Origin of the sequence: Promicromonospora citrea, from assembly GCF_013004695.1 — a bacterium.
Taxonomy (GTDB): domain Bacteria; phylum Actinomycetota; class Actinomycetes; order Actinomycetales; family Cellulomonadaceae; genus Promicromonospora; species Promicromonospora citrea.
Genome location: NZ_JABEMG010000085.1, coordinates 1 through 21,319 on the forward strand (window position 1 = coordinate 1; position 21,319 = coordinate 21,319).

Annotated in this window: 16 protein-coding genes, 1 pseudogene and 1 riboswitch; of the genes and pseudogenes, 14 read left to right on the forward strand and 3 right to left on the reverse strand. The window is 74.6% G+C overall.

Features of this window, described 5'->3' with window-relative positions; all coding sequences use genetic code 11:
• Window positions 1–89: 89 nt before the first annotated feature.
• Genes HLB15_RS15780 through HLB15_RS15810 form a run of 7 tightly spaced genes read left to right on the forward strand, consistent with a single transcriptional unit; the run spans window position 90 to window position 6,928 of the window.
• Entirely contained in the window at window positions 90–2,300 is a 2,211-nt protein-coding gene (locus HLB15_RS15780; RefSeq protein WP_171106735.1) for a RecQ family ATP-dependent DNA helicase, read from the forward strand.
• Between the two features lie 59 nt (window positions 2,301–2,359).
• On the forward strand, window positions 2,360–3,568 hold the full coding sequence (locus HLB15_RS15785; protein WP_171106736.1) for a histidinol-phosphate transaminase: 1,209 nt from the start codon (window positions 2,360–2,362) through the stop codon (window positions 3,566–3,568).
• Complete coding sequence (hisB, locus tag HLB15_RS15790; protein WP_171106722.1) at window positions 3,565–4,164, forward strand: imidazoleglycerol-phosphate dehydratase HisB; 600 nt, start codon at window positions 3,565–3,567, stop codon at window positions 4,162–4,164. The genes HLB15_RS15785 and hisB overlap by 4 nt, the downstream gene beginning before the upstream one ends.
• A 4-nt stretch (window positions 4,165–4,168) precedes the next feature.
• Window positions 4,169–4,774, forward strand: coding sequence for a hypothetical protein (locus tag HLB15_RS15795; RefSeq protein ID WP_171106723.1), 606 nt, complete (start codon window positions 4,169–4,171; stop codon window positions 4,772–4,774).
• A gap of 2 nt (window positions 4,775–4,776) precedes the next feature.
• Window positions 4,777–5,421 carry an imidazole glycerol phosphate synthase subunit HisH gene (gene hisH / locus HLB15_RS15800; protein WP_171106724.1) on the forward strand — a complete coding sequence of 215 codons (645 nt, stop codon included), beginning with the start codon at window positions 4,777–4,779 and terminating at the stop codon, window positions 5,419–5,421.
• Window positions 5,422–5,456: 35 nt separating this feature from the next.
• On the forward strand, window positions 5,457–6,203 hold the full coding sequence (priA, locus tag HLB15_RS15805; RefSeq protein ID WP_171106725.1) for a bifunctional 1-(5-phosphoribosyl)-5-((5-phosphoribosylamino)methylideneamino)imidazole-4-carboxamide isomerase/phosphoribosylanthranilate isomerase PriA: 747 nt from the start codon (window positions 5,457–5,459) through the stop codon (window positions 6,201–6,203).
• Window positions 6,200–6,928 carry an SseB family protein gene (locus HLB15_RS15810; RefSeq protein WP_171106726.1) on the forward strand — a complete coding sequence of 243 codons (729 nt, stop codon included), beginning with the start codon at window positions 6,200–6,202 and terminating at the stop codon, window positions 6,926–6,928. The genes priA and HLB15_RS15810 overlap by 4 nt, the downstream gene beginning before the upstream one ends.
• A 39-nt stretch (window positions 6,929–6,967) precedes the next feature.
• Here HLB15_RS15810 and HLB15_RS15815 read toward each other — a convergent pair whose 3' ends face one another.
• From HLB15_RS15815 to HLB15_RS15825, 3 genes are read right to left on the reverse strand one after another with little or no spacing between them, the layout of a single operon-like run.
• Entirely contained in the window at window positions 6,968–7,714 is a 747-nt protein-coding gene (locus HLB15_RS15815) for a S1 family peptidase (RefSeq protein ID WP_229785690.1), read from the reverse strand.
• On the reverse strand, window positions 7,711–8,259 hold the full coding sequence (locus HLB15_RS15820) for a hypothetical protein (protein WP_171106727.1): 549 nt from the start codon (window positions 8,257–8,259) through the stop codon (window positions 7,711–7,713). The genes HLB15_RS15815 and HLB15_RS15820 overlap by 4 nt, the downstream gene beginning before the upstream one ends.
• Window positions 8,259–8,618 (reverse strand): DUF1844 domain-containing protein, encoded by a 360-nt coding sequence (locus tag HLB15_RS15825; protein ID WP_171106728.1) that lies wholly within the window; start codon window positions 8,616–8,618, stop codon window positions 8,259–8,261. Before HLB15_RS15825 ends, HLB15_RS15820 begins: the two co-directional genes overlap by 1 nt.
• A gap of 109 nt (window positions 8,619–8,727) precedes the next feature.
• Between HLB15_RS15825 and HLB15_RS15830 the strand changes: the two genes are divergently transcribed.
• The 7 genes and pseudogenes from HLB15_RS15830 to HLB15_RS15860 all read left to right on the forward strand — a co-directional run.
• Window positions 8,728–11,784: an alpha-mannosidase gene (locus tag HLB15_RS15830; RefSeq protein ID WP_171106729.1), complete on the forward strand. Its 3,057-nt coding sequence runs from the start codon at window positions 8,728–8,730 to the stop codon at window positions 11,782–11,784.
• A 165-nt stretch (window positions 11,785–11,949) separates the two neighbouring features.
• Window positions 11,950–13,242 carry an ABC transporter substrate-binding protein gene (locus HLB15_RS15835; protein ID WP_171106730.1) on the forward strand — a complete coding sequence of 431 codons (1,293 nt, stop codon included), beginning with the start codon at window positions 11,950–11,952 and terminating at the stop codon, window positions 13,240–13,242.
• Complete coding sequence (locus HLB15_RS15840) at window positions 13,239–14,138, forward strand: carbohydrate ABC transporter permease (protein WP_171106731.1); 900 nt, start codon at window positions 13,239–13,241, stop codon at window positions 14,136–14,138. Before HLB15_RS15835 ends, HLB15_RS15840 begins: the two co-directional genes overlap by 4 nt.
• Window positions 14,138–15,067: a carbohydrate ABC transporter permease gene (locus HLB15_RS15845; RefSeq protein ID WP_229785691.1), complete on the forward strand. Its 930-nt coding sequence runs from the start codon at window positions 14,138–14,140 to the stop codon at window positions 15,065–15,067. The genes HLB15_RS15840 and HLB15_RS15845 overlap by 1 nt, the downstream gene beginning before the upstream one ends.
• Complete coding sequence (locus HLB15_RS15850) at window positions 15,064–16,110, forward strand: LacI family DNA-binding transcriptional regulator (RefSeq protein ID WP_171106733.1); 1,047 nt, start codon at window positions 15,064–15,066, stop codon at window positions 16,108–16,110. The genes HLB15_RS15845 and HLB15_RS15850 overlap by 4 nt, the downstream gene beginning before the upstream one ends.
• Window positions 16,107–19,331 carry a GH92 family glycosyl hydrolase gene (locus HLB15_RS15855; protein WP_171106734.1) on the forward strand — a complete coding sequence of 1,075 codons (3,225 nt, stop codon included), beginning with the start codon at window positions 16,107–16,109 and terminating at the stop codon, window positions 19,329–19,331. Before HLB15_RS15850 ends, HLB15_RS15855 begins: the two co-directional genes overlap by 4 nt.
• A gap of 638 nt (window positions 19,332–19,969) precedes the next feature.
• Window positions 19,970–20,082, forward strand: a riboswitch (SAM riboswitch).
• Window positions 20,083–20,523: 441 nt separating this feature from the next.
• A pseudogene (locus HLB15_RS15860) lies at window positions 20,524–21,319 on the forward strand (hypothetical protein); the annotation flags it as partial.

A 21,319-nucleotide genomic window follows, 5' to 3' on the forward strand; every position in this document is an offset into this window, starting at 1 on the left:
GTGGCCGCGCCCGGGCGGACGTCGGGGACGCGGACGGCGGCGGAACCCCGGCCGCCCGCCCGGTCACGGCGGCGACCCCCGGCACCTCGCTGCGGGAGGAGGCCGAGGCGGCGCTGCGCGAGCTCGTCGGTCGCGAGGACGCGCGGCTGCGTGAGGACCAGTGGACGGCGATCGAGGCGCTCGCGGCCTTCCGGCGCCGGGCGCTGGTCGTGCAGCGCACCGGCTGGGGCAAGTCGGCGGTCTACTTCGTGGCCACGCGGCTGCTGCGCGCCCGCGGCGCGGGGCCGACGGTCATCGTGTCGCCGCTGCTGGCGCTCATGCGGGACCAGATCGCGGCGGCGGCCCGGGCGGGCATCCGCGCGGTCACCATCAACTCCGCCAACATGACCGAGTGGGACGAGGTGCACGCCGCGATCGCGCGCGGTGAGGTCGACGTCCTGCTCTGCTCGCCCGAGCGCCTGAACAACCCGGGGTTCCGGGACGAGGTGCTGCCGCGGCTCGCGGCGGACGCCGGGCTCGTCGTGGTCGACGAGGCGCACTGCATCTCCGACTGGGGCCACGACTTTCGTCCGGACTACCGCCGCATCCGCACCCTGCTGGCCGACCTGCCGAGCGGCATCCCGGTGCTGGCGACCACGGCGACGGCCAACGAGCGCGTGACCCAGGACGTCGCCGAGCAGCTCGCCGTGCACGCCGACGGTACGGTGGCGCAGGACGTGCTCGTGCTGCGCGGCGCGCTCGACCGCGAGTCGCTGCACCTGGCCGTGCTCGAGCTGGGGGACCAGCCGACGCGGGTGGCCTGGCTGGCCGAGGCGCTGCAGGACATCGAGGGGTCGGGCATCGTCTACTGCCTCACGGTGTCGGCGGCGGAGCAGGTGGCCGAGCAGCTGCGCGGGTACGGCCTCGCCGTGGCCGCCTACACCGGACGGACCGAGCCTGCCCAGCGCGAGCAGCTCGAGGCGGACCTCAAGAACAACGACGTCAAGGCGCTGGTCGCGACCTCGGCGCTCGGCATGGGCTTTGACAAGCCCGACCTCGCGTTCGTGGTGCACCTCGGTGCGCCGTCGTCGCCGATCGCGTACTACCAGCAGGTGGGCCGTGCGGGCCGCGGCGTCGACCAGGCGCTGGTGGTGCTGCTCCCGGGCGCGGAGGACAAGGCGATCTGGGACTGGTTCGGCGAGCAGGGCTTCCCGGCCGAGGGGCAGGTGCGGGTCACGCTCGACGCGCTGCAGCGGGGCGGCACGATGTCGACGGCGGCGCTCGAGACCCAGGTGGACCTGCGCCGGTCCCGGCTGGAGACGATGCTCAAGGTGCTCGACGTCGACGGCGCGGTCCGCCGCGTGCGCGGCGGCTGGGAGGCCACGGGCCGGGAGTGGGTCTACGACGCCGAGCGCTACGCCCGCGTGGCCGCGACCCGGGCGGCCGAGCAGCAGGCGATGGTCGACTACGTCGCCACGCCCGGCTGCCGCATGGCCTACCTGCGCGCCCAGCTCGACGACCCGGACCTCGCGCCGGGCTGGCGGTGCGGCCGGTGCGACCGGTGCGGCGCGGTGACGCTCCCCGAGGCGCCGGACGTCGAGGCCGTGGCAGCGGCCCGCGCCGAGATGGACCGCCCGGGCGTCGAGGTCGAGGTGCGCAAGATGTGGCCCACCGGCCTGGCGACCCTCGGCCTGGACCTCAAGGGCAAGATCGCGCCCGGCGAGCTGGCCGAGCCGGGACGTGCGGTCGCGCGCCTGGACGGACTGGGCTGGTCCGGGCCGCTGCGCGACCTGCTCGGCCCGAACGCCGCCGACGGGGAGCTGCCCGTCCCGCTGCGCCGGGCCGCCGCGCGCGTGCTCGACGAGTGGCCCGCGCTGCGCCCGCCCGTGGCGGCGGACGGCGACGACGGGGCCGAGGGCGCGGACGTGAGGGAGGGGGCCGCGGACGCCGCCGCCGAACCCGGGCCGCTCGTCGTCGAGGCGGTCGTCGCGGTGCGGTCCGTCCGGCGGCCACAGCTCTCCTACCACCTGGCGACCGGGCTGGCGAAGTACCTGGGCGTGCCGATGATCGGCGCGGTCGGGCCCGTCGCGGGGCAGGAGGAGCCCGGCAGGCACGACGTGAACTCGGCGATGCGGCTGGCAGGCGTGGCCCGGCGGCTGCAGCTCCAGCTCGGTGAGCCCGCGCTGCGCGGGCTGCCCGGCCGTGCCGTGCTGCTCGTGGACGACTACACGGACTCGGGCTGGACGCTCACCGTCGCCTCCCGGCTGCTGCGCCAGGCCGGTGCCTCGGCGGTCTACCCGTTCGTCCTGGCGATCCGGTGACGCCCGGTGGGCGGACTCACACCGGGCCGGTGCCGCGCCCTCCGTAGACTGGTGCGGTGATGACCCACGCCGTCGACCAGCACAGCGCCCCCGTGCCCCCGGTGCGGCTGCCGCTGCGTCCTGAGCTGGCGGACGAGACGCCCTACGGCGCGCCTCAGCTCGACGTGCCGGTGCTGCTGAACGTCAACGAGAACCCCTACCCGCCCGGCGAAGACGTGGTGGCGACCATCGCGGAGGAGGTCGCGCGCGCCGCCCGCGGGATGAACCGCTACCCGGACCGCGACGCCACGGTGCTGCGCCAGGACCTGGCCGACTACCTGACGCTGGAGACGGGCGTCGACCTGGACCACTGCGACGTCTGGGCCGCGAACGGGTCCAACGAGGTCATGCTGCACGTGCTGCAGGCGTTCGGCGGTCCCGGGCGCACCGCGCTGTCGTTCGCGCCGACCTACTCGATGTACCCGGAGTACGCGCGTGACACCCACACCGCCTGGGTGGTGGGGCGCCGCGAGGCCGACTTCACGCTCGACCCGGACCACGCCGCGCGGACCATCCGCGAGGTGCGGCCGTCGGTGATCCTGCTCGCCAGCCCGAACAACCCGACCGGCACCGCGCTGCCCGCGGCCACGGTCGAGGCCGTCTGCGCGGCGGCGCTGGAGGTCGACATCGACGGGGCACACCCGGTCGTCGTCGTCGACGAGGCGTACGCCGAGTTCCGGCGCCCCGGCACGCCGTCGGCGGTCGCGCTGCTGGAGCGTTACCCGAACCTCGCCGTGACCCGCACGATGTCCAAGGCGTTCGCCGCGGCCGGCGCACGCCTGGGCTACCTCGTGGCGTCGAACGACTTCGTGGACGCGCTGCGCATCGTGCGCCTGCCGTACCACCTGAGCGCCATCACGCAGGCAGCGGCGGGCGCCGCCCTGCGGCACCGCGAGTCGCTCATGGCCCAGGTGGCGACGCTGCGCGCCGAGCGTGACGCGACCGTGCGCTGGCTGCGGCAGCAGCGGCGGCCCGACGGCACGCCGTTCGACGTGGCGGAGAGCGACGCGAACTTCGTGCTGTTCGGCACGTTCGCCGACCGGCACGCCGTCTGGCAGGGGCTGCTGGACCGCGGCGTGCTGATCCGGGAGACCGGCCCGGACGGCTGGCTGCGGGTCTCGATCGGCACGCCCGCCGAGATGGCGACGTTCCGCGAGGCGCTGGTGGAGGTGCTGCGGAACCAGCAGCAGGACGAGCAGCAGGATGAGCACGGAGAGGCACGGGCATGACCAGGACCGCACGCGTGGAGCGCGCCACCTCGGAGTCGAAGGTGCTGGTCGAGCTCGACCTCGACGGCACGGGCCGCACCGACATCAGCACGAGCGTGCCCTTCTACGACCACATGCTCACCGCGCTGGGCAAGCACTCGCTCATCGACCTCACGGTGCAGGCCACCGGTGACACGCACATCGACGCCCACCACACGGTGGAGGACGTCGCGATCTCGCTCGGCGAGGCGCTGCGCCAGGCGCTCGGTGACAAGGCGGGCATCTCGCGGTTCGGCGACGCGCTGGTGCCGCTGGACGAGGCGCTCGCCCAGGCCGTCGTCGACGTGTCCGGCCGCCCCTACCTCGTGCACGAGGGCGAGCCGGCGGGCCAGGAGTACCACCTCATCGGCGGGCACTTCACCGGCTCGCTGACCCGGCACGTCCTGGAGTCGATCGCCCACCACGCGAACATCTGCCTGCACGTGCGGGTGCTCGCCGGGCGCGACCCCCACCACATCGTCGAAGCACAGTTCAAGGCGCTGGCGCGTGCGCTGCGCGCCGCCGTCGCCCTCGACCCGCGCGTCGAGGGCATCCCGTCCACGAAGGGTGCGCTCTAGCAGCATGTCCGACAGCAACACGCCCGACACGCCCGCCCCCGACGGCAGCGGGCCCGACCGCACGCCGGCGGGCGACGACCTCCCGGAGCTCGACCTCGACGTCGAGATCCCCGACGACCTGTCCTCGCTCACGGGCAGCGGTGAGCCCGACTTCGCGGCGCTCATCACGCAGATCGCGGGCGCCGAGCCGCTCGCGGCCGCCAGCTCGCTGGCCCAGCTCGACCTGGACGCGGTGCCGACGCCGATCGGCGCCGTCGGTGTGCTGAAGGACCGGTCGGGTGACGCGCCCGAGCAGGCCGCCGCCGCGATCTCGCAGCTCGTCCGCGGTGTCCCGCTGGTCCTCGTCACGCGCACGGGCGAGCAGATGACCGCCGTCCGGTTCGCCGACGGCGTCCGCGGCGACGAGCTCGCGCCCGGGCTCGTGCTGGGCGGTGCCCCCGACAGCGTGGTCGACCTCCTGACCGGGTCCACGAGCGTGGCCGACGCCGAGGGCGTCGTCGCCTCGACGTCGATCAGCAAGTTCAAGGCGGTCCGGATGCTGACCTCTGCCGCGCGCAGGGCCCGCAAGGAGATGGGCCGCGGCGGCGACTCCGACAAGGGCGGGGCCTGAGCATGGGGGCGCGGGTCGTCGTCCTCGACTACGGGTTCGGCAACGTCCGGTCGGCGGTCCGTGCCCTCGAGCGCGTCGGAGCCGACGTCACGCTGACCGCGGACCGCGCGGCCGCGCAGGACGCCGACGGCCTCGTGGTGCCCGGGGTCGGTGCGTTCGCCGCGTGCATGGCGGGTCTGAAGGCGGTGCGCGGGCACGAGGTCGTGGGCAGGCGCCTGGCCGGCAACCGCCCCGTGCTCGGCATCTGCGTGGGCATGCAGGTCATGTTCGACGCGGGCGTGGAGCACGGCGAACGGACCGAGGGCATCGGCGAGTGGCCGGGGGTCGTCGAGCGGCTCCAGGCGCCCGTGGTGCCGCACATGGGCTGGTCGCCCGTCGAGGTGCCCGACGGGTCGGTGCTCTTCGACGGCCTCGCCGACGAGCGCTTCTACTTCGTGCACTCCTACGCCGCGCAGACCTTCACCAAGGGCCACGACGAGCACGCGGTGAGCCGCTTCCGCCCGCCGCGCGTCACCTGGGCCGACCACGGCGGCCGGTTCGTCGCCGCGGTCGAGGACGGCCCGCTGTCGGCCACCCAGTTCCACCCCGAGAAGTCGGGCGACGCCGGTTCGGAGCTCCTCCGCAACTGGCTGTCCGCCCTGTCCTGACCCACTCGGCGTCCGACCGAGAGATTGTGAGAGAGATGACCGAGCGACTCGTGCTCCTGCCCGCCGTCGACGTGGCGGACGGCCAGGCCGTCCGCCTCGTCCAGGGGGAGGCCGGCTCCGAGACGTCCTACGGCGACCCGCTGGCGGCCGCCCTGGACTGGCAGGCGGGCGGTGCCGAGTGGGTGCATCTCGTCGACCTGGACGCCGCCTTCGGGCGCGGGTCCAACGCCGAGCTGCTCGCCCGCGTGGTCGGCGAGCTCGACGTGCAGGTCGAGCTGTCGGGCGGCATCCGCGACGACGCGTCGCTCGAGCGCGCCCTGGCCACCGGTGCGCGCCGCGTCAACCTGGGCACGGCCGCGCTCGAGGACCCGGAGTGGACCGCCAAGGTCATCGCCGAGCACGGCGACCGGGTCGCCGTCGGCCTCGACGTGCGCGGCACCACGCTCGCCGCGCGCGGCTGGACCAAGGAGGGCGGCGACCTCTGGGAGGTGCTCGCCCGCCTCGACGAGGCCGGCTGCGCCCGCTACGTCGTCACCGACGTGACCAAGGACGGCACGCTCCGCGGCCCCAACCTGGAGCTCCTGTCGGACGTCGCCGCGCGCACCCCCGCGAAGGTCGTCGCCTCGGGTGGCATCTCCTCTCTCGACGACCTGCGCGCCCTGCGCGCGCTCGGCACCGTCGAGGGCGCCGTGGTCGGCAAGGCCCTGTACGCGGGCGCGTTCACGCTGCCCGAGGCGCTGGACGTCGCGGGCCGCCCGGCCGAGGCCGGGGCGGGCGCGTGAAGTCGATCCAGCCGTCCAGCCAGTTCGCGGGCGACGACGGTTCGGCCGACGCCGAGCTGACCCGGCTGCTCGCCGGCCACGTGTCCGGGGCCGTCCCGCTGCGGGACGTCGTCGCGCGCCTCGCGCAGACCCGCGTGCTCGTGCCGGTGCTCGCCGAGCTCGGCGTCGCCGAGCAGAACCCGGAGGGGCTCACGGTCGACAAGGAGGCGTCGTCGGGCGTCGTGGCGCTGGAGGCGTCGGACGGCCGCCGCGCGCTGCCGGTCTTCACGTCGGTGGACAGCATGCGGGCCTGGCGGGCCGACGCGCGCCCGGTGCCCGTCGAGGCTCCGCGCGCCGCCCTCTCGGCCGTCAACGAGAACTGGGCGCTGCTCGTCGTGGACCCGGCCGGGCCGTCGACCGCCGTCGTGCCGCGTCCGGCGGTGTGGGCGCTCGCGCAGGGCGAGCAGTGGCGCCCCGCGCTCGTGCCGCACGAGGACGGCATCGCCGTCGACCCCGAGGTCGCGGCAGAGGTCGCGGTCGCGGCGAGCCCGGTGCAGCACGTCGTGCGCGCGCACGCCGAGCCGGGCCGCACGGCGGAGGTCGCGGTCGTCCTCGCGCTGGACCCCGGCCTCGACCGGGCCGGGCTGGACGCGGTGCTCGGCCAGGTCAACGCGCGGCTCGCGGCGTCGGAGGTCATCTCCGCGCGGGTCGACTCCCTCGAGCTGCGCATCGGCGCGGCCCGCTGAGGGCGGCGCGGGCCTGCCCGGCCCGCGCCGCCCCCGCTGTCAGCACCCCTTCGCCGGCGTGAACGCCGTGTCGTCGGCGAGCATGTCCTGCAGCGTCGACAGCGGCACCAGCAGGCTGTTGTCGTCGGCGGTCTTGGCGTAGACCACGCCGATCACGCGCCCCTTGTCGTCCAGCGCCGCCGACCCGGACGAACCCGGCTCCACGGGCGCGTCGGTGAGCAGCACCTCGCCCAGGTTGGCGTTGAGCGGGTCACGCGTCGAGCCCATGACCTGGCCCTCCGTCACGGTGAGCTCGCCGCCCGCTGGATAGCCGACGACGGTCACGGGGTCACCCGGACCCGGGTCGGTCTCGGCCAGCTCCGGATAGGACGGCAGCGGGTCGGTGGTGCGCACGACCGCGAGGTCGGCCAGCGCGGCCGTCGCCGTCGCGCCCACCTGGATGTCGTGCCCGTCGTACGTGCTCACCTCGAGGTCGCGGGAGTCGGCGACGACGTGCTTGTTCGTGATGAGCGTGTGGTCGTCGATCGCGAACCCCGAGCCCGTCGACAGCTCCTCGCAGCCCACGTTGCGGATCCGCACGGCCATGCGCTCCACGGCGTCGAACCCGTCGGGGCTCAGCGCGTCCCCGCCCGCCGCGGGGGAGAGGGCCACGGGCGGGGCCGTCGGCACGATGTCGCTCGGCACCGGCTCCGGCAGGGGCGGCAGCACGCCGCACCCGGAGAGCGCACCGGCGGGCAGCCCCACCGCCAGCCCGAGGGCGAGCAGGGCGCGGCCGGGCCGCCTCACGGGCGCAGCTCCTGCTGCAGCGCCTCGTTGGCCTGCTCCGCCTCGTCGCAGAGCGCGTTCACCTCGTCCTCGTAGCGCCGCAGGTCGTCCGCCCGGTACTGGTCGGCCTCCTTGAGGTAGCCGACAAGCTGCTCCTGGCCGGACACGCACTGCCCGAGCGCGGACGCGACGGTACCCGCCGCGGCGCTCACCTGCGTCTGGTAGTCGAGGACCTGCTGCGAGGCGACGTTCTCGTCACCGAGCTGCGCCTTCTCGTTCGCGAGGTCGGTGATCCGCGCCGTCGCCGTCCTGAGCTGGTCCCGCGCCGCCTGCAGCTCGGTGCCCGCCGCGTCGAGCTGCATGCGCAGCGAGGCCACCTCCTCGGCGTACGCACGCGCCTTCTGCTCCCACTGCGCGGCGTTGTGCTGCCACCGCACGGTCGTCACCCACAGGTACCCGCCCACGGCGATCGTCGCCACGAGGAGGACGGCGAGCCAGCGCGCGCCACGACGGGGCCCGGGGGCGGGTGCGGGCCCCGGGGTCGCGATGACGGGAGCCTCGGTCATCAGACGACGGAGCCCGTGTACTTCTCGCCGGGGCCCTCGCCCGGCGCGTCCTGGACGAACGACGCCTCGCGGAACGCGAGCTGGAGGCTGCGCAGCCCGTCGCGCAGGGAGCGGGCGTGCTGGTTGCCGAGGTCGGGGGCGCTCGCGACCACGAGCGCGGCCAGCGCCGTGATCAGCTTGCGCGCCTCGTCGAGGTCCTTGAGCTCCTCGGCGTCGTCTCCCTCGGCCAGTCCGCACTTCACGGCCGCCGCGCTCATCAGGTGGACGGCCGCCGTGGTGATGACCTCGACCGCCGCGACCTCCGCGATGTCGCGTGTCGCCTGGTCAGCGCCTACGGGTGTCTGCTCGGTGCTGCTCATGGGCACCATCCTTTCATCCCCACGGGGGTGCGGACGCCCACGCGGCCGCCATGCGGACGTGGGTTAGTGTGCGTGCGATCAACGGCGACACAGGGGGAGGCCCTCTTCGATGCACGACGACATCACACTGACCACCGAGCGCGCCGCGCGCGTGCTCGCAGAGCGCATCTGGCCCGCCGTCCACGGGACGTCGGTCCCGCTGGAGGTCGCCTGGCACGCCCTGCCCGGCGAGCCCGTGCCGCCGGCCGAGGGCCTCGCCCTCGCCATGGAGCCCTACGAGGTGGGCACGCCGTGGGGCCCGGCCTGGGGCACCACCTGGTTCCGCCTGACGGGGACCGTGCCCGCCGAGTGGGCCGGTCGCACCGTGGAGGCGGTGGTCGACCTCGGCTTCGACGCGAGCATGCCGGGCTTCCAGGCCGAGGCGCTCGTCTACCGGCCCGACGGCACCGCGGTGAAGTCGATCAACCCGCGCAACCAGCACGTACCGGTGGCCGACGCCGCGGCGGGCGGCGAGCGCGTCGAGCTGTACCTCGAGGCGGCGTCCAACCCGGTGCTGCTCGGGCACGACGCGTTCCGGCAGACGCAGGAGGGCGACATCAGGACGTCGTCCCCGCGCCCGCTGTACACCACGCGCCGCATCGACCTCGCGCTGTTCGAGGAGGAGGTGCACGCGCTCGCGCTCGACGTCGAGGTGCTGCTCCAGCTGCAGGCCGAGCTGCCCACCGGCCCGCGCCGCATGCGCGTGCTCCAGGCGCTCGACGACGCGCTCGACGCCCTGGACCTGCAGCGCATCCCCGAGACGGCGGCGGCGGCCCGCTCCCGGCTCGCCGACGTGCTGGCCAGCCCGGCCGAGCACAGCGCCCACCAGATCTCCGCCGTCGGGCACGCGCACATCGACTCGGCGTGGCTGTGGCCGGTGCGCGAGACGATCCGCAAGGTCGCCCGCACGACGTCGTCCATGACGGACCTCATCGACCGCACCGACGACTTCGTCTACGGCATGTCGTCCGCGCAGCAGTACGCGTGGGTCAAGGAGCACCGCCCCGAGATCTGGGGCCGGATCAAGGAGGCCGTGGCCGCGGGCCGGTTCCTGCCGCTCGGCGGCATGTGGGTCGAGTCCGACACGGTGATGCCGTCGGGCGAGGCGCTGGCCCGGCAGTTCTCCCAGGGGCAGCGGTTCTTCGAGCGGGAGTTCGGCCTGCGCACGCACGGCGTGTGGCTGCCCGACTCGTTCGGCTACTCGCCGGCCCTGCCGCAGCTCGTGCGCCGCGCCGGGTTCGACTGGTTCTTCACGCAGAAGATCTCGTGGAACCAGGTCAACGTCTTCCCGCACCACACGTTCTGGTGGGAGGGCATCGACGGCTCGCGCGTGCTGACGCACTTCCCGCCGATGGACACCTACAACTCGCAGCTCTCGGGCGAGGAGCTCGCGCGGGCCACGCGCCAGTTCCGCGAGGCGCGGCACGCCACGGGCTCGATCGCACCGGTCGGCTGGGGCGACGGCGGCGGCGGGACGACGCGCGAGATGACCGGCCGGGCCCAGCGCCTGGCGAACCTCGAGGGCAGCGCCCGGGTGCGGTGGGAGCACCCCGACGCGTTCTTCGAGCGTGCCCGGGAGGAGCTCGCCGCCGCCAAGCACGGTGACAGCGCTGTCTGGGTGGGGGAGCTCTACCTCGAGCTGCACCGCGCGACCCTCACCTCGCAGCACAAGACCAAGCAGGGCAACCGCCGCAACGAGCAGCTCCTCGTCGAGGCCGAGGCGTGGGCGGCGGCCGCGGCGGCCCGCACGGGTGAGCCCTACCCGTACGACGAGCTCGACGACCTGTGGCAGCAGGTCCTGCTCATGCAGTTCCACGACATCCTGCCCGGCACGTCGGTCGCCTGGGTGCACCGCGAGGCCGTCGAGCGGCACGCCGTGGTCACGGCCGGGGCGCAGCAGATCATCGAGCGCTCGCTGCGCGCGCTGGTCGGCGAGGGCGACGTGCCCCTGCGCGCCAACCCGGCCGGGTTCGCCCAGGACGGCGTGCCCGCCCTCGGCGTCGCGCCCGCGCAGGCGCCGGCGGCTCCCGCGAGCACGCTCGCCGAGCTGCCCGACGGCGGGTACGAGCTGGCCAACGACCTCGTGCGCGTCACGCTCGACGCCGCGGGCCACGTGACCTCCGCCGTCGACCTGGCGACCGGCCGGGACGCCGTCGCGCCCGGGCGGCTCGCCAACGTGCTCCAGCTCCACCAGGACTTCCCCAACAAGTGGGACGCCTGGGACGTGGACCGGTTCTACCGCAACGCGGTGACCGACCTGCGGGACGCGGAGAAGGTCTCGGCCGCGGTCGAGGACGGCGTGGCCGTGGTGCGCGTGCACCGCGTGTTCTCGGCGTCGACCGTGGACCAGGTGCTCACGCTCGCGCCGGGCAGCCGCACGCTCGAGGTCACCATGGCGACCGACTGGCACGAGACGGAGAAGTTCCTCAAGGTCGCGTTCCCGCTCGACGTGCGTGCCGAGCAGGTGGCCGCCGAGACGCAGTTCGGCTACCACCAGCGCGTCACGCACACGAACACGAGCTGGGAGGCCGCGAAGTTCGAGACCTCCATGCACCGGTGGGTGCTGGCCCAGGAGCCGGGCTTCGGTGTCGGGCTGGTCAACGACTCGGTATACGGGTTCGACGTGACGCGCGACGTGTCCGACGACGGCGTGGCGCCGGCGGCGGGCACGCCCGAGGTGACCACGACCGTGCGGCTGTCGCTGCTGCGCGCGCCGCGGTTCCCCGACCCCGAGACCGACCAGGGCGTCCAGACGCACCGGTACGGACTCGTGGTGGGTGTCGACGTCGCGGGCGCGACCGAGGCGGGCACGACGTTCGGCGCGCGGCCACGGGAGCTGCGGGGCGCGACGGGTGTCGACCCCCTGGTCCGCGTCGAGGGCGGCGTGACGCTGTCGGCCGTGAAGCTCGCCGACGACCGCTCGGGCGACCTCGTCGTGCGTGTCTACGAGGCGCTCGGCCGGCGGGCGTCGGGCACCGTCACGGTGGCGACGCCGGTCGCGGCGGCACGCGTGGTCAGCCTCATCGAGGACGACCTCGACGACGCGGCGCTCGCCGTGACCGACGGGTCCGTCGCCGTCGACCTCGGGCCCTTCGAGGTGCGCACCCTGCGCTTCACGCGCGCCTGACCGGCTCCGGGCGCGCGGGCTGACCGGCCCGCGCGCCCGGTGTCTTGACACCGCGCGCTCCCCGGCGGGACCCTGGGCGCGCGCTAAAGCGCTTTAGTGGTGCACCGGCGCATCCTCACGACTCTTACCTCAGGCGCGACGAGGCTTCTGCTGGAAGGAACTGTCATGAACTCACGGAGGATCGGGGCCGCGGGCCTCGCCCTGGCCGTGCCCGCCGTGCTGGCGCTCGGCGGCTGCGCGCTGAACGGCACCGGCGGCGGCAGCGACGACGCGGCCGCCGACGCGTCGGGCGAGGTGACCGGCGAGGTCACCCTGCAGACCTGGGCGCTCAAGCCCACCTTCACCGACTACGTCGAGGGCGTCATCGCCGACTTCGAGGAGCAGTACCCGGGCACCGAGGTCACGTGGCTGGACCAGCCGGGCGACGGCTACTCCGAGAAGGTGCTCGCCCAGGCCGCGGCCGGCGAGCTGCCCGACGTCACCAACCTGCCGCCCGACTTCGCGCTCTCGCTCGCGCGCGAGGGCCTGCTCGCCGACGTCGCCGCCGTCGACGAGACGCTCGAGGACACCTACGTGCCCGGCGCGCTGGACGCCTACCGGTACGGCGGGCTGGACGGCACGTTCGGGTACCCGTGGTACCTCACCACCGACCTCAACTACTGGAACACCGCGATGTTCACCGAGGCGGGCCTGGACCCGGCGGCGCCGCCCACCACGCTCGAGGAGCTCGTGGCCCAGGCGCGCACCATGAAGGAGGCGACGGGCGAGTACCTCATGAGCCGCAAGCCCGGCCTGGGCGACTTCGCGGCCGAGGGCCTGCCCGTGCTGTCGGAGGACGGCACGGAGTTCGTGTTCGACACTCCGGAGGCGGCCGAGATCCTCGACGTGTACCGCGACGCGTACGCCGAGGGCCTGCTGCCCGACGACGTGCTCACCGACGCCTACCTCGGCAACAGCCAGCTCTTCACCGAGGGCAAGGTCGCCTGGAGCACGGGCGGCGGCAACTTCATCGCCACCACGGTGGAGAACAACCCGTCGCTCGAGGGCAAGATCGCGCCGTCGCCGTACATCGGGCAGACGCCGCTGTACGTGCAGGGTGTCTCGGTCTCCAGCCAGTCGGCGAACCCGGCCACGGCGCACGCCCTGGCGCGCTTCGTCACGGACGCCGCCCAGCAGGAGGAGTTCGCGCGGCAGGTGCCCGGCATCTTCCCGTCCACGACGTCGTCGCAGGACGACCCCGAGCTCGCCGAGAGCGACGGCACCCCGCAGGGCGAGGCCAAGCGGATCGCGTTCGGCACCCTCACCACGGCGCGCGTGCTGCAGCCGGTCGAGGTCACCGACGCGATGACCACGATCGTCAACCAGCAGTTCGCCGCGGCGATCGCGGGCGACAAGACGTCGCAGGAGGCCCTCGACACGGCGGTCGACGAGTGCAACAAGCTGCTCGCCGACCAGTGACGGCCCGCACCACCTCGGGCGCGGCCCGCACCCACGCGTGGTTCACGCCGTGGGTGCTGGTCGCCCCCGCGCTCGTCTTCCTCGTCGCCTTCAACCTGTGGCCCGCCGCGAACGTCGTGTTCCTCGCGTTCACGAACGTGCGGGTGCTGTCGGGCGGCGAGCTCGTGGGCCTGGCGAACTTCGAGCGGATGCTCACCGACGACCAGCTCGTGACCGCCCTGGTCAACTCGATCGTCTACATGCTGGTGTGCGTGCCGTTCCTGCTGCTCGTCCCGCTCGGCCTCGCGGTGCTCGTGGAGAAGAAGCTGCCCGGCATCGCCTTCTTCCGCACCGCGTTCTACACGCCCGTCGTGGCCTCCGCCGTGGTGGTCGCGCTCATCTGGGGCTGGCTGCTCGACGACCGGGGCGTCGTCAACGCCATGGCGCTGCGCCTCGGGTTCGTCACCGAGGCGGTCCCGTTCCTCACCGACCGGTGGCTCGTGCTGCTCAGCGCGATCAGCCTCACGGTCTGGAAGGGGCTCGGCTACTACATGGTGATCTACCTGTCGGCGCTGGGCGGGGTGCCGCGCGAGCTGCACGAGGCGGCCGCCGTCGACGGCGCGAGCGCGCTGCGCCGGTTCTGGTCGGTCACGGTGCCGGGCGTGCGGAACACGATGCTGCTGGTCTCGGTGATGATCATCGTCTCGGCGCTGCGCGTCTTCGCCGAGCTCTACATCCTCACCGACGGCACGGGCGGGGTCGGGGGCGCCGACGTCTCCGTCGTGATGCTCATCCAGATGTACGCGCGCGGGTTCAGCGGCAACCTGGGGTACGCCTCGGCGCTCTCGCTCCTGCTGTTCGTCGTGACGCTCGCGCCGCTGCTGCTCATCGCACGCATGAACAGGGGGAGGGGCTGATGATGGCAGGCCGAGTCGGGACAGCGCGGGTCGGCCCGCGCCGCGTGGTGGGGGCGCGGTCCGCGGGCACCGTCACCGCACGCTCGGGCACGCGCGGGTTCTCGACGCCGTCGCCGCGCGAGGTGGTGCTGCGCTACGCGCTGCTGGTGCTGGCCCTGTTCGTCACGATCGGGCCGTTCCTGTGGCAGCTCTCGACCTCGCTCAAGGGCGCGTCCGAGGACGTCTACACCACCACGCCGAGCTTCCTGCCCGCCGAGCCGACGCTCGACAACTACGCGCGGGCGTTCGAGGCCGTGCCGATCCTCGGGTTCGCCGGCAACTCGCTCGTCGTCGCCGCGATCGTCGTGACGGGCAACGTCGTGGGCGCGACGCTCGCCGGGTACGCGCTGGCGCGCCTGAGGTTCCGCGGGGCGCGGCTCGTGCTCGGGGCGCTGCTGCTCACGCTGCTGCTGCCCGGCGAGGCGACGATCGTGGCCCAGTACCTCACGATCCGGCAGCTCGGGCTGGCCGACACGCTCGCGGGCGTCGCCCTGCCCGGGGCGATCGGCATGCTCAACGTGCTGCTCATGCGCACGGCGTTCGCCGCGCTGCCCAAGGAGCTCGACGAGGCCGCGATCGTCGACGGCGCCAACGCCTGGCAGCGGCTGTGGCACGTGGGCGTGCCCAACGTGCTCGGCATGATGGCGGTCGTCGCGATCTTCGCGTTCATCGGCGCGTGGGACGACTTCCTGTGGCCGCTCATCGTGCTCACCACGCCGGAGAAGTTCACGCTGACCGTGGGCCTGGAGTACCTGTCGGGCACGTTCACCAACAACCCGCGCGTGGTCGCGGCGGGCACGATGATCGCGTTCGTCCCGATCGTCGTGTTCTTCGCGGCGCTGCAGCGGTACTTCTTCCGCGGGGTCGACGAGGGGGCGATCAAGGGGTGACCGCGGCGCGACGTCCGGGCCGCCGGCCCACCATCGCCGACATCGCCGCCCACGCGGGGGTCTCCCCGACGGCGGTCTCGTTCGCGCTCAACGACCGGCCGGGCATCAGCGACCGGACCAGGGACCGCATCCTCGCCGCCGTCGCCGAGCTCGGCTGGCGACCCAACGTCGCCGCCCGCGCGCTCGGCGGGCGGCGCGCCGACACGGTCGGGCTCGTCGTGGCCCGCCCCGCGCGCACGCTCGGCGTCGAGCCGTTCTTCGCGCAGCTCGTCTCGGGCCTCCAGGCCCGCCTCTCGGCCGACCTCGTCGCCCTGCAGCTCCTCGTCGTCGAGGACACGGCCGCCGAGCTCGACGTGTACCGGCGGTGGGCGGCCGAGCGGCGCACCGACGGCGTCGTCGTGCTCGACCTGGAGCAGGACGACCCGCGGCCCGACGCCCTGGTCGCCATGGGGCTGCCCGCCGTGCTCGTCGGCGGCGACGGGCGCCCGGGCCCTGTGCCCGCCGTCTTCGCCGACGACCACGCCGCCATGACCGCGCTCGCCGAGCACCTGGCCGGCCTCGGCCACGTGCGGGTGGGCCACGTGGGCGGCATCGCGACCTACGTGCACTCCGCGCGCCGTGTGGCCGCGCTGTACGACGCCGCGGAACGCCTCGGTCTCGAGGTCACCACCGTGCCGACGGACTTCTCGCAGGACGAGGCCGCGGCAGCCACCCGGGCGCTGCTCGCCCACGACGAAAGGCCCACCGCCATCGTGTACGACTCCGACGTGGCCGCGCTCGCGGGCACCACCGTGCTGGCGGAGGCCGGCCTCGGCGTGCCCGGCGACGTGTCGGTCGCCTCCTTCGACGACTCGGAGCTGGTGCGGCTCGCGCACCCGCCGCTGACCGCGATGACCCGGGACACGTTCGAGCTCGGCGAGCTCGTCGCGCAGACCGTGCTGTCGGTGGTGCGCGGCGGGTCCGTGCCCGACGTCGTCGCCGCGCCGACGCCCGCCCTCACCGTGCGCGGCAGCACGGGCGCGGTCCCGGGGGTGACGGCATGACCGGCCCGGCGCACGTCCCCGCCGGGCGGCCCGGCGTCGGCCTGACCGGTGAGCACGCGCGGCTGGTCGAGCACGACGGCCCCGGCCGCACCGTCGTGCTCGACGGCCTCGACGTGCCCCTGGAGGCAGGCCTCACCCTGCGCTGGGCGCTGCTGCCCGTGCTCGACGCCGAGCTCACCTACCGCTCCACCCACGTCGCCGTGGACCTCCTGCTCGACGACGACACCTGGCTCTCCGAGACCGGGCCCGGCCGTGCCCTGACCGACCAGCACGGCATGGCCGCCACGGCGCAGGGCCAGGGCGCGGCGCGCATCCTCGTCGCCGACCACTGGAACGTGGTGCGCGTCGACCTCGACCCGGCCGCCGAGCGCCTGCCCGGTCGCCGCGTGCGCGCCGCCGCCGTCGTCACCGCGCCGCCGGACGGCGGGCGCACCGAGGTGTGGCTCGACGACGTCGCCCTCGCCCCTCGTCCGCCGCGCACCGGCACGGGACGCACCGACCTGGTGGACACCCGCCGCGGCACGCACTCCTCGGGCGCCTACTCGCGCGGCAACACCGTGCCCGCCGCCGCCGTGCCGAACGGCTTCACGCTCTGGGTGCCGCTCACCGACGCCGCCACCGAGCGCTGGATGTACTCCTGGGCCGCGCACAACGGCCCCGGCAACCGGCCGCGCCTGCAGGGCGTCGGCATCTCGCACGTGCCGAGCCCCTGGATGGGGGACCGCGACCAGCTCGCCTTCCACCTCGTGCCCGCGCGGGACGGCGTCGAGGTGCCCGACGCCGGCCTGGCGGCCCGCTCGCTCGCCTTCTCGCACGACGACGAGACCGCACGCCCGCACCGCTACGACGTCGCCCTCGACGGCGGTGCCCGCGTAGCCGTCGCGGCGTCCGACCACGGCGGCGTGCTGCGGTTCACCTTCCCGCCGGGCGCGGCCACGGGCCACCTCGTGGTCGACGCCGTGAGCGACGCCGGCGCCGACGGTGCCCCGGTCGAGGTCACGGTGCACGACGACGGCACCCTCACCGGCTGGAGCGACCACGGCAGCACCCTGTCGGTGGGCCGCAGCCGCATGTACGTCGTGGGCCGGGTCTCGGCGCCCGTGCTGCGCACCGGGCGCGCCGCCGGGCGCGACCACGCCACCTACGCGACAGTCGCGCTCGACCCCGCGGCGGGCGAGGCGGGCCGCACGGTCGAGGTGCGCGTGGCGACGTCGTACATCAGCGAGGACCTCGCCCGGCGCGCGCTCGAGCGCGAGGTGTCCGGCACCTTCGAGGAGGTGGCCGAGCACACCCGCGCCCTGTGGGAGGAGCGGCTCGGCGTGCTCGACGTCGACGGCGCCACCGACGAGCAGCTCGTCACCCTGTACTCCAACCTGTACCGGCTCAACCTCTACCCCTCCTCGTACACGGAGGTCGGGGCGGACGGCGCGCTCGTGCACGCCTCGCCGGTGCTCGACGGCGCCCCCGTGCGGCCCGGCGAGATGTACGTCAACCACGGGTTCTGGGACACCTACCGCACCTGCTGGCCCGCGTACGCGCTGCTCTACCCGGAGGTGGCGGCGCGCCTGGCCGACGGGTTCGTGCAGCAGTACCGCGAGGGCGGCTGGGTCGCGCGGTGGTCGTCGCCGGGCTACGCCGACCTCATGACCGGCACGTCCTCCGACGTCGCCTTCGCCGACCTCTACCTGCGCGACGTCCCCCTGCCCGACCCGCTGGCCACCTACGACGCCGGCCTGCGCAACGCCACCGCCCTGCCGGGGCTGCCCGGCGTCGGCCGCAAGGGCCAGGCGTTCGCCCTCACCCGGGGATGGGTGCCGCGCGACGTCGAGGAGTCCGTCTCGTGGGGCCTGGAGGGCTACATCAACGACGCGGGGCTCGCCCGCATGGCGGCGGCGCTCGCGGACGCGCCGTCGACCCCGGACGAGCGGCGTCGTGCGCTGCGCGACGAGGCGGCCTACCTGCACCAGAGCTCGCTGGGTTACGTGCACCTGTTCGACGCCGGCACGGGCTTCTTCCGCGGTCGCGGGCGGGCCGGCGCCGTCGCGCCCGGCCCGTTCGACCCCGACGTGTGGGGCGGCGACTACACCGAGTCCGACGCCTGGAACTTCCTGTTCCACCCCGTGCACGACGGCGCGGGCCTCGCGGCGCTGCACGGCGGGCCCGCGGGCCTGGAGGCGCTGCTCGAGCGGTTCTTCGCGACGCCCGAGCGCGCGGACAAGCCCGGCTCCTACGGGCAGCCGATCCACGAGATGGTCGAGGCGCGCGACGTGCGGCTCGGGCAGCTCGGGCAGTCCAACCAGGTCTCGCACCACATCCCCTACGTGTGGCTGTTCGCGGGCCGGCCGGACCGCACGCAGGAGACCGTGCGGGAGATCCTGGACCGGCTGTGGACCGGCAGCGAGATCGGTCAGGGCTACCACGGCGACGAGGACAACGGGGAGATGTCGGCCTGGTACGTGCTCTCGGCGCTGGGCCTGTACCCCCTGGAGATCGGCTCGCCGCGCTGGGCCGTGGGCTCGCCGCTGTTCGAGCGCGCCGTCGTGCACCGGTCCGACGGCGACCTCGTCGTCGAGGCGCCCGGCGCGGCCCGACGCCGGTACGTGGCGGGGCTCACGCTGGTCGTCGGCGGCGGGTCCGAGCGGGCTCTCGACGTGCCGTCCGTGGAGCACGGCGACCTCACCGGCGGCGCGACCCTGCGGTTCGCGCTCGCGGCCGAGCGGAGCGCGTGGGGGAGCGGCGGCGGAGCGGGCGCCGCTGGCCGCGGTACGTCGCCGGACCCCGTCCCGGAGCCCGGGACGCCCGCCGGGCCGTGGGGCCGGGCCACCGGCACGTGGCACGACGGCGACACCGACCGCCCCGAGCTCACCGACGGCGACCTCACCACGCCCGCCGACGTGGCCGGTGCCCTCACCTGGCGTCCCGCCGACACCGTGCCGGACGGGACGATGCTGCGCGCGTACACGCTGACCTGCGCGGGAGACCCGTCGGGTACCGAGCCGGGGATGCCTGGTCCCGGTGGGGCGGGTGCCCCGCCGTCGTCCTGGCGGCTCGTCGCACCCAACGGCCGGGTGGTCGATGAGCGCGCGGGCGAGCAGTGGCGCTGGCCGAACCAGCTGCGCCCGTTCGTCCTGGACGAGCCGGTACCGCTGAGCGACCTGCGGTGGGAGCTCACCGGCGCGGGCACCCTGACCCAGATCGAGCTCCTGACGACCCGCGCCTGACGCCACCCGGCGCCCTGCCCCGCCGACCGGTGAGCTCGGGTGCGCGCTGGGCTCGGGCGGCTGCGCTGACCTCTGTGTTCTCGCCGAGATCTGGTGTCTGTGGCGAGATCTGGTGTCTGTGGCGAGATCTGGTGTCTGTGGCGAGATCTGGCCGTGCACGGCCAGATCTCGCCACAGACACCAGATCTCGGCGCGCCCACCGACCGCGTGCCGTCACCGCGCGGCGGCCCGGGTCGTCATCGTGTTCGGTCCCTTGCTCCGCTGGGCTCGGCGCGTTCGGTCCCTGGTTCCGAGATCGGTCCGCCGTTCTGCCGATCTCGGCACAACCGACCGAACTGCCGGCTGCCGCGCCATCATCCTCGCTGGGGGCCGTGAGATCTGGTGCTCGCGGCGAGATCTGGCTGTGCACCACCAGATGTCGACGGCACCACCAGATCTCGGTGCCTCCTCGGTGCCATCACCAGATCTCAGTGCATGGTGCTGCCCCGGCGTCCGCCACCGAACCCACCCACCGGTCCGGTATGTGAGAACTTCCCGAAGATCGTTGACCCCGGCACCGGCGATTCGTACATTGCTCGCCATCGAGATCGATCCACATTTCCGATCGGAATGATAGGAAAGATGGATCGATCTCGACAGGTCATGAGCTCCGGCGCCAAGCCCCGGCTGGCCGGACGGCAACCCCCCGCGCGGGTGGGTGCCCCGGGTGAGGACCAGGCTCACCGCCGCCCGGCGGTGGACAACACGCGTCGCTCGCCGCACGGCGAGCAGGTGAGGAGAACGACGATGATCCGGAGCACCGCCCCCGCCGTCCACGTGTCCCTGCCGCCCACCACCGCCTCGAGGACCCGCACCGTCTGCAGCGCGCCCGGGTGTTGTCGCTGAGCGCGACACACCGATGCCCGGGCTGAGCCGGGCCGAGCCGGCTCCACCGGGCCCGGCCGAGCTCCTCCATACCGGGCGTCCCGCCCCGCCGGACCGACCCGTGCCCCGCACGGCTCGTCCCGCCCGGCGCACACCGACGGACCGTCGTACCCCGAGGTCCGCCGAACCTGCCCGCTGCGGCCTGCCGTCCTGACCGGACGACGTCCGCCTGCCGGGAACCCTGCCACGTGCCTCGCTGCCGTGCGCCCTCGTGCGCACGGCGTCGGAGCACGCGGCGACAGCGCAGCAGACCGAACGGAGCCCCGCCATGCCCCACGCCCAGCGCCCCACCCGACAGCCCGCCCGCCCGACCGCGGCCGACACCGCTCACGACACCCCGTCCCTCGCCCGCCCCCTCGTGCTCGGCGTCGACCTCACCGCCGCGGGCGCCCGACCGGGTGCCCACCGCGACCGCGGCCCCGTGCCGCCCCGCGCGTTCGACGGCGAGCACTTCCTGCATCTGGTGCGGACCGCCGACGAGGCCCTGCTCGACCTCGTGACGCTCGACGAGGCTTTCCTGCTCCACCCCGGCCGGGGCAGGATGACGGGCCGTCTCGACCCGGTCGTCGCGGCGGCGCGCGCCGCGCGGGTCACCTCGGGGGTCGGGCTGGTGCCGGCCGTGGACACCGTGCACCTGGAGGCCGCGCACGCGGCCGTCGCGCTGAGCAGCGTCGACCGGGCGAGCGCGGGCCGGGCGGCCTGGCAGCCGGCCCGGCCGACGGCGCACCCCGAGCCCGACGAGGCCTTCGCCGCCCACGTCGAGCAGGGCATCCGGGCGGTGCACCAGGTGTGGACGCGACGCGGGGCCGGCGGTGCGGTCGAGCTCGACGCGGAGGGCCGGTTCCGTGTCGACCACGACGGCGTCCGGTTCGCCGTCCGCGGGGGACGCACGTCCGGCGTCGGCGGGTCGCTGACCCGGGTGCGCCCGCCGCTGGTCGTCCGCGTGCGCACCGAGGCGAGCGCGACGGTCGCCGGCCGCACGGCAGACGTCGCTCGCGTGGTCGCCCGCGACACCGCGCACGCCGTGCGCCTGCGCCGCCTCGTCCGCGACGCCGCGCTGGCGG

What these genes read in the sequence shown, in the direction of transcription:
- HLB15_RS15795 (WP_171106723.1), top strand. Translation starts at nt 4,169, where the DNA reads ATGTCCGACAGCAACACGCCCGACACGCCCGCCCCCGACGGCAGCGGG.
- HLB15_RS15830 (WP_171106729.1), top strand. Translation starts at nt 8,728, where the DNA reads ATGCACGACGACATCACACTGACCACCGAGCGCGCCGCGCGCGTGCTC.
- HLB15_RS15820 (WP_171106727.1), bottom strand. Translation starts at nt 8,259, where the DNA reads ATGACCGAGGCTCCCGTCATCGCGACCCCGGGGCCCGCACCCGCCCCC.
- HLB15_RS15845 (WP_229785691.1), top strand. Translation starts at nt 14,138, where the DNA reads ATGATGGCAGGCCGAGTCGGGACAGCGCGGGTCGGCCCGCGCCGCGTG.
- HLB15_RS15855 (WP_171106734.1), top strand. Translation starts at nt 16,107, where the DNA reads ATGACCGGCCCGGCGCACGTCCCCGCCGGGCGGCCCGGCGTCGGCCTG.
- hisH (WP_171106724.1), top strand. Translation starts at nt 4,777, where the DNA reads ATGGGGGCGCGGGTCGTCGTCCTCGACTACGGGTTCGGCAACGTCCGG.
- priA (WP_171106725.1), top strand. Translation starts at nt 5,457, where the DNA reads ATGACCGAGCGACTCGTGCTCCTGCCCGCCGTCGACGTGGCGGACGGC.
- HLB15_RS15835 (WP_171106730.1), top strand. Translation starts at nt 11,950, where the DNA reads ATGAACTCACGGAGGATCGGGGCCGCGGGCCTCGCCCTGGCCGTGCCC.
- hisB (WP_171106722.1), top strand. Translation starts at nt 3,565, where the DNA reads ATGACCAGGACCGCACGCGTGGAGCGCGCCACCTCGGAGTCGAAGGTG.
- HLB15_RS15785 (WP_171106736.1), top strand. Translation starts at nt 2,360, where the DNA reads ATGACCCACGCCGTCGACCAGCACAGCGCCCCCGTGCCCCCGGTGCGG.
- HLB15_RS15825 (WP_171106728.1), bottom strand. Translation starts at nt 8,618, where the DNA reads ATGAGCAGCACCGAGCAGACACCCGTAGGCGCTGACCAGGCGACACGC.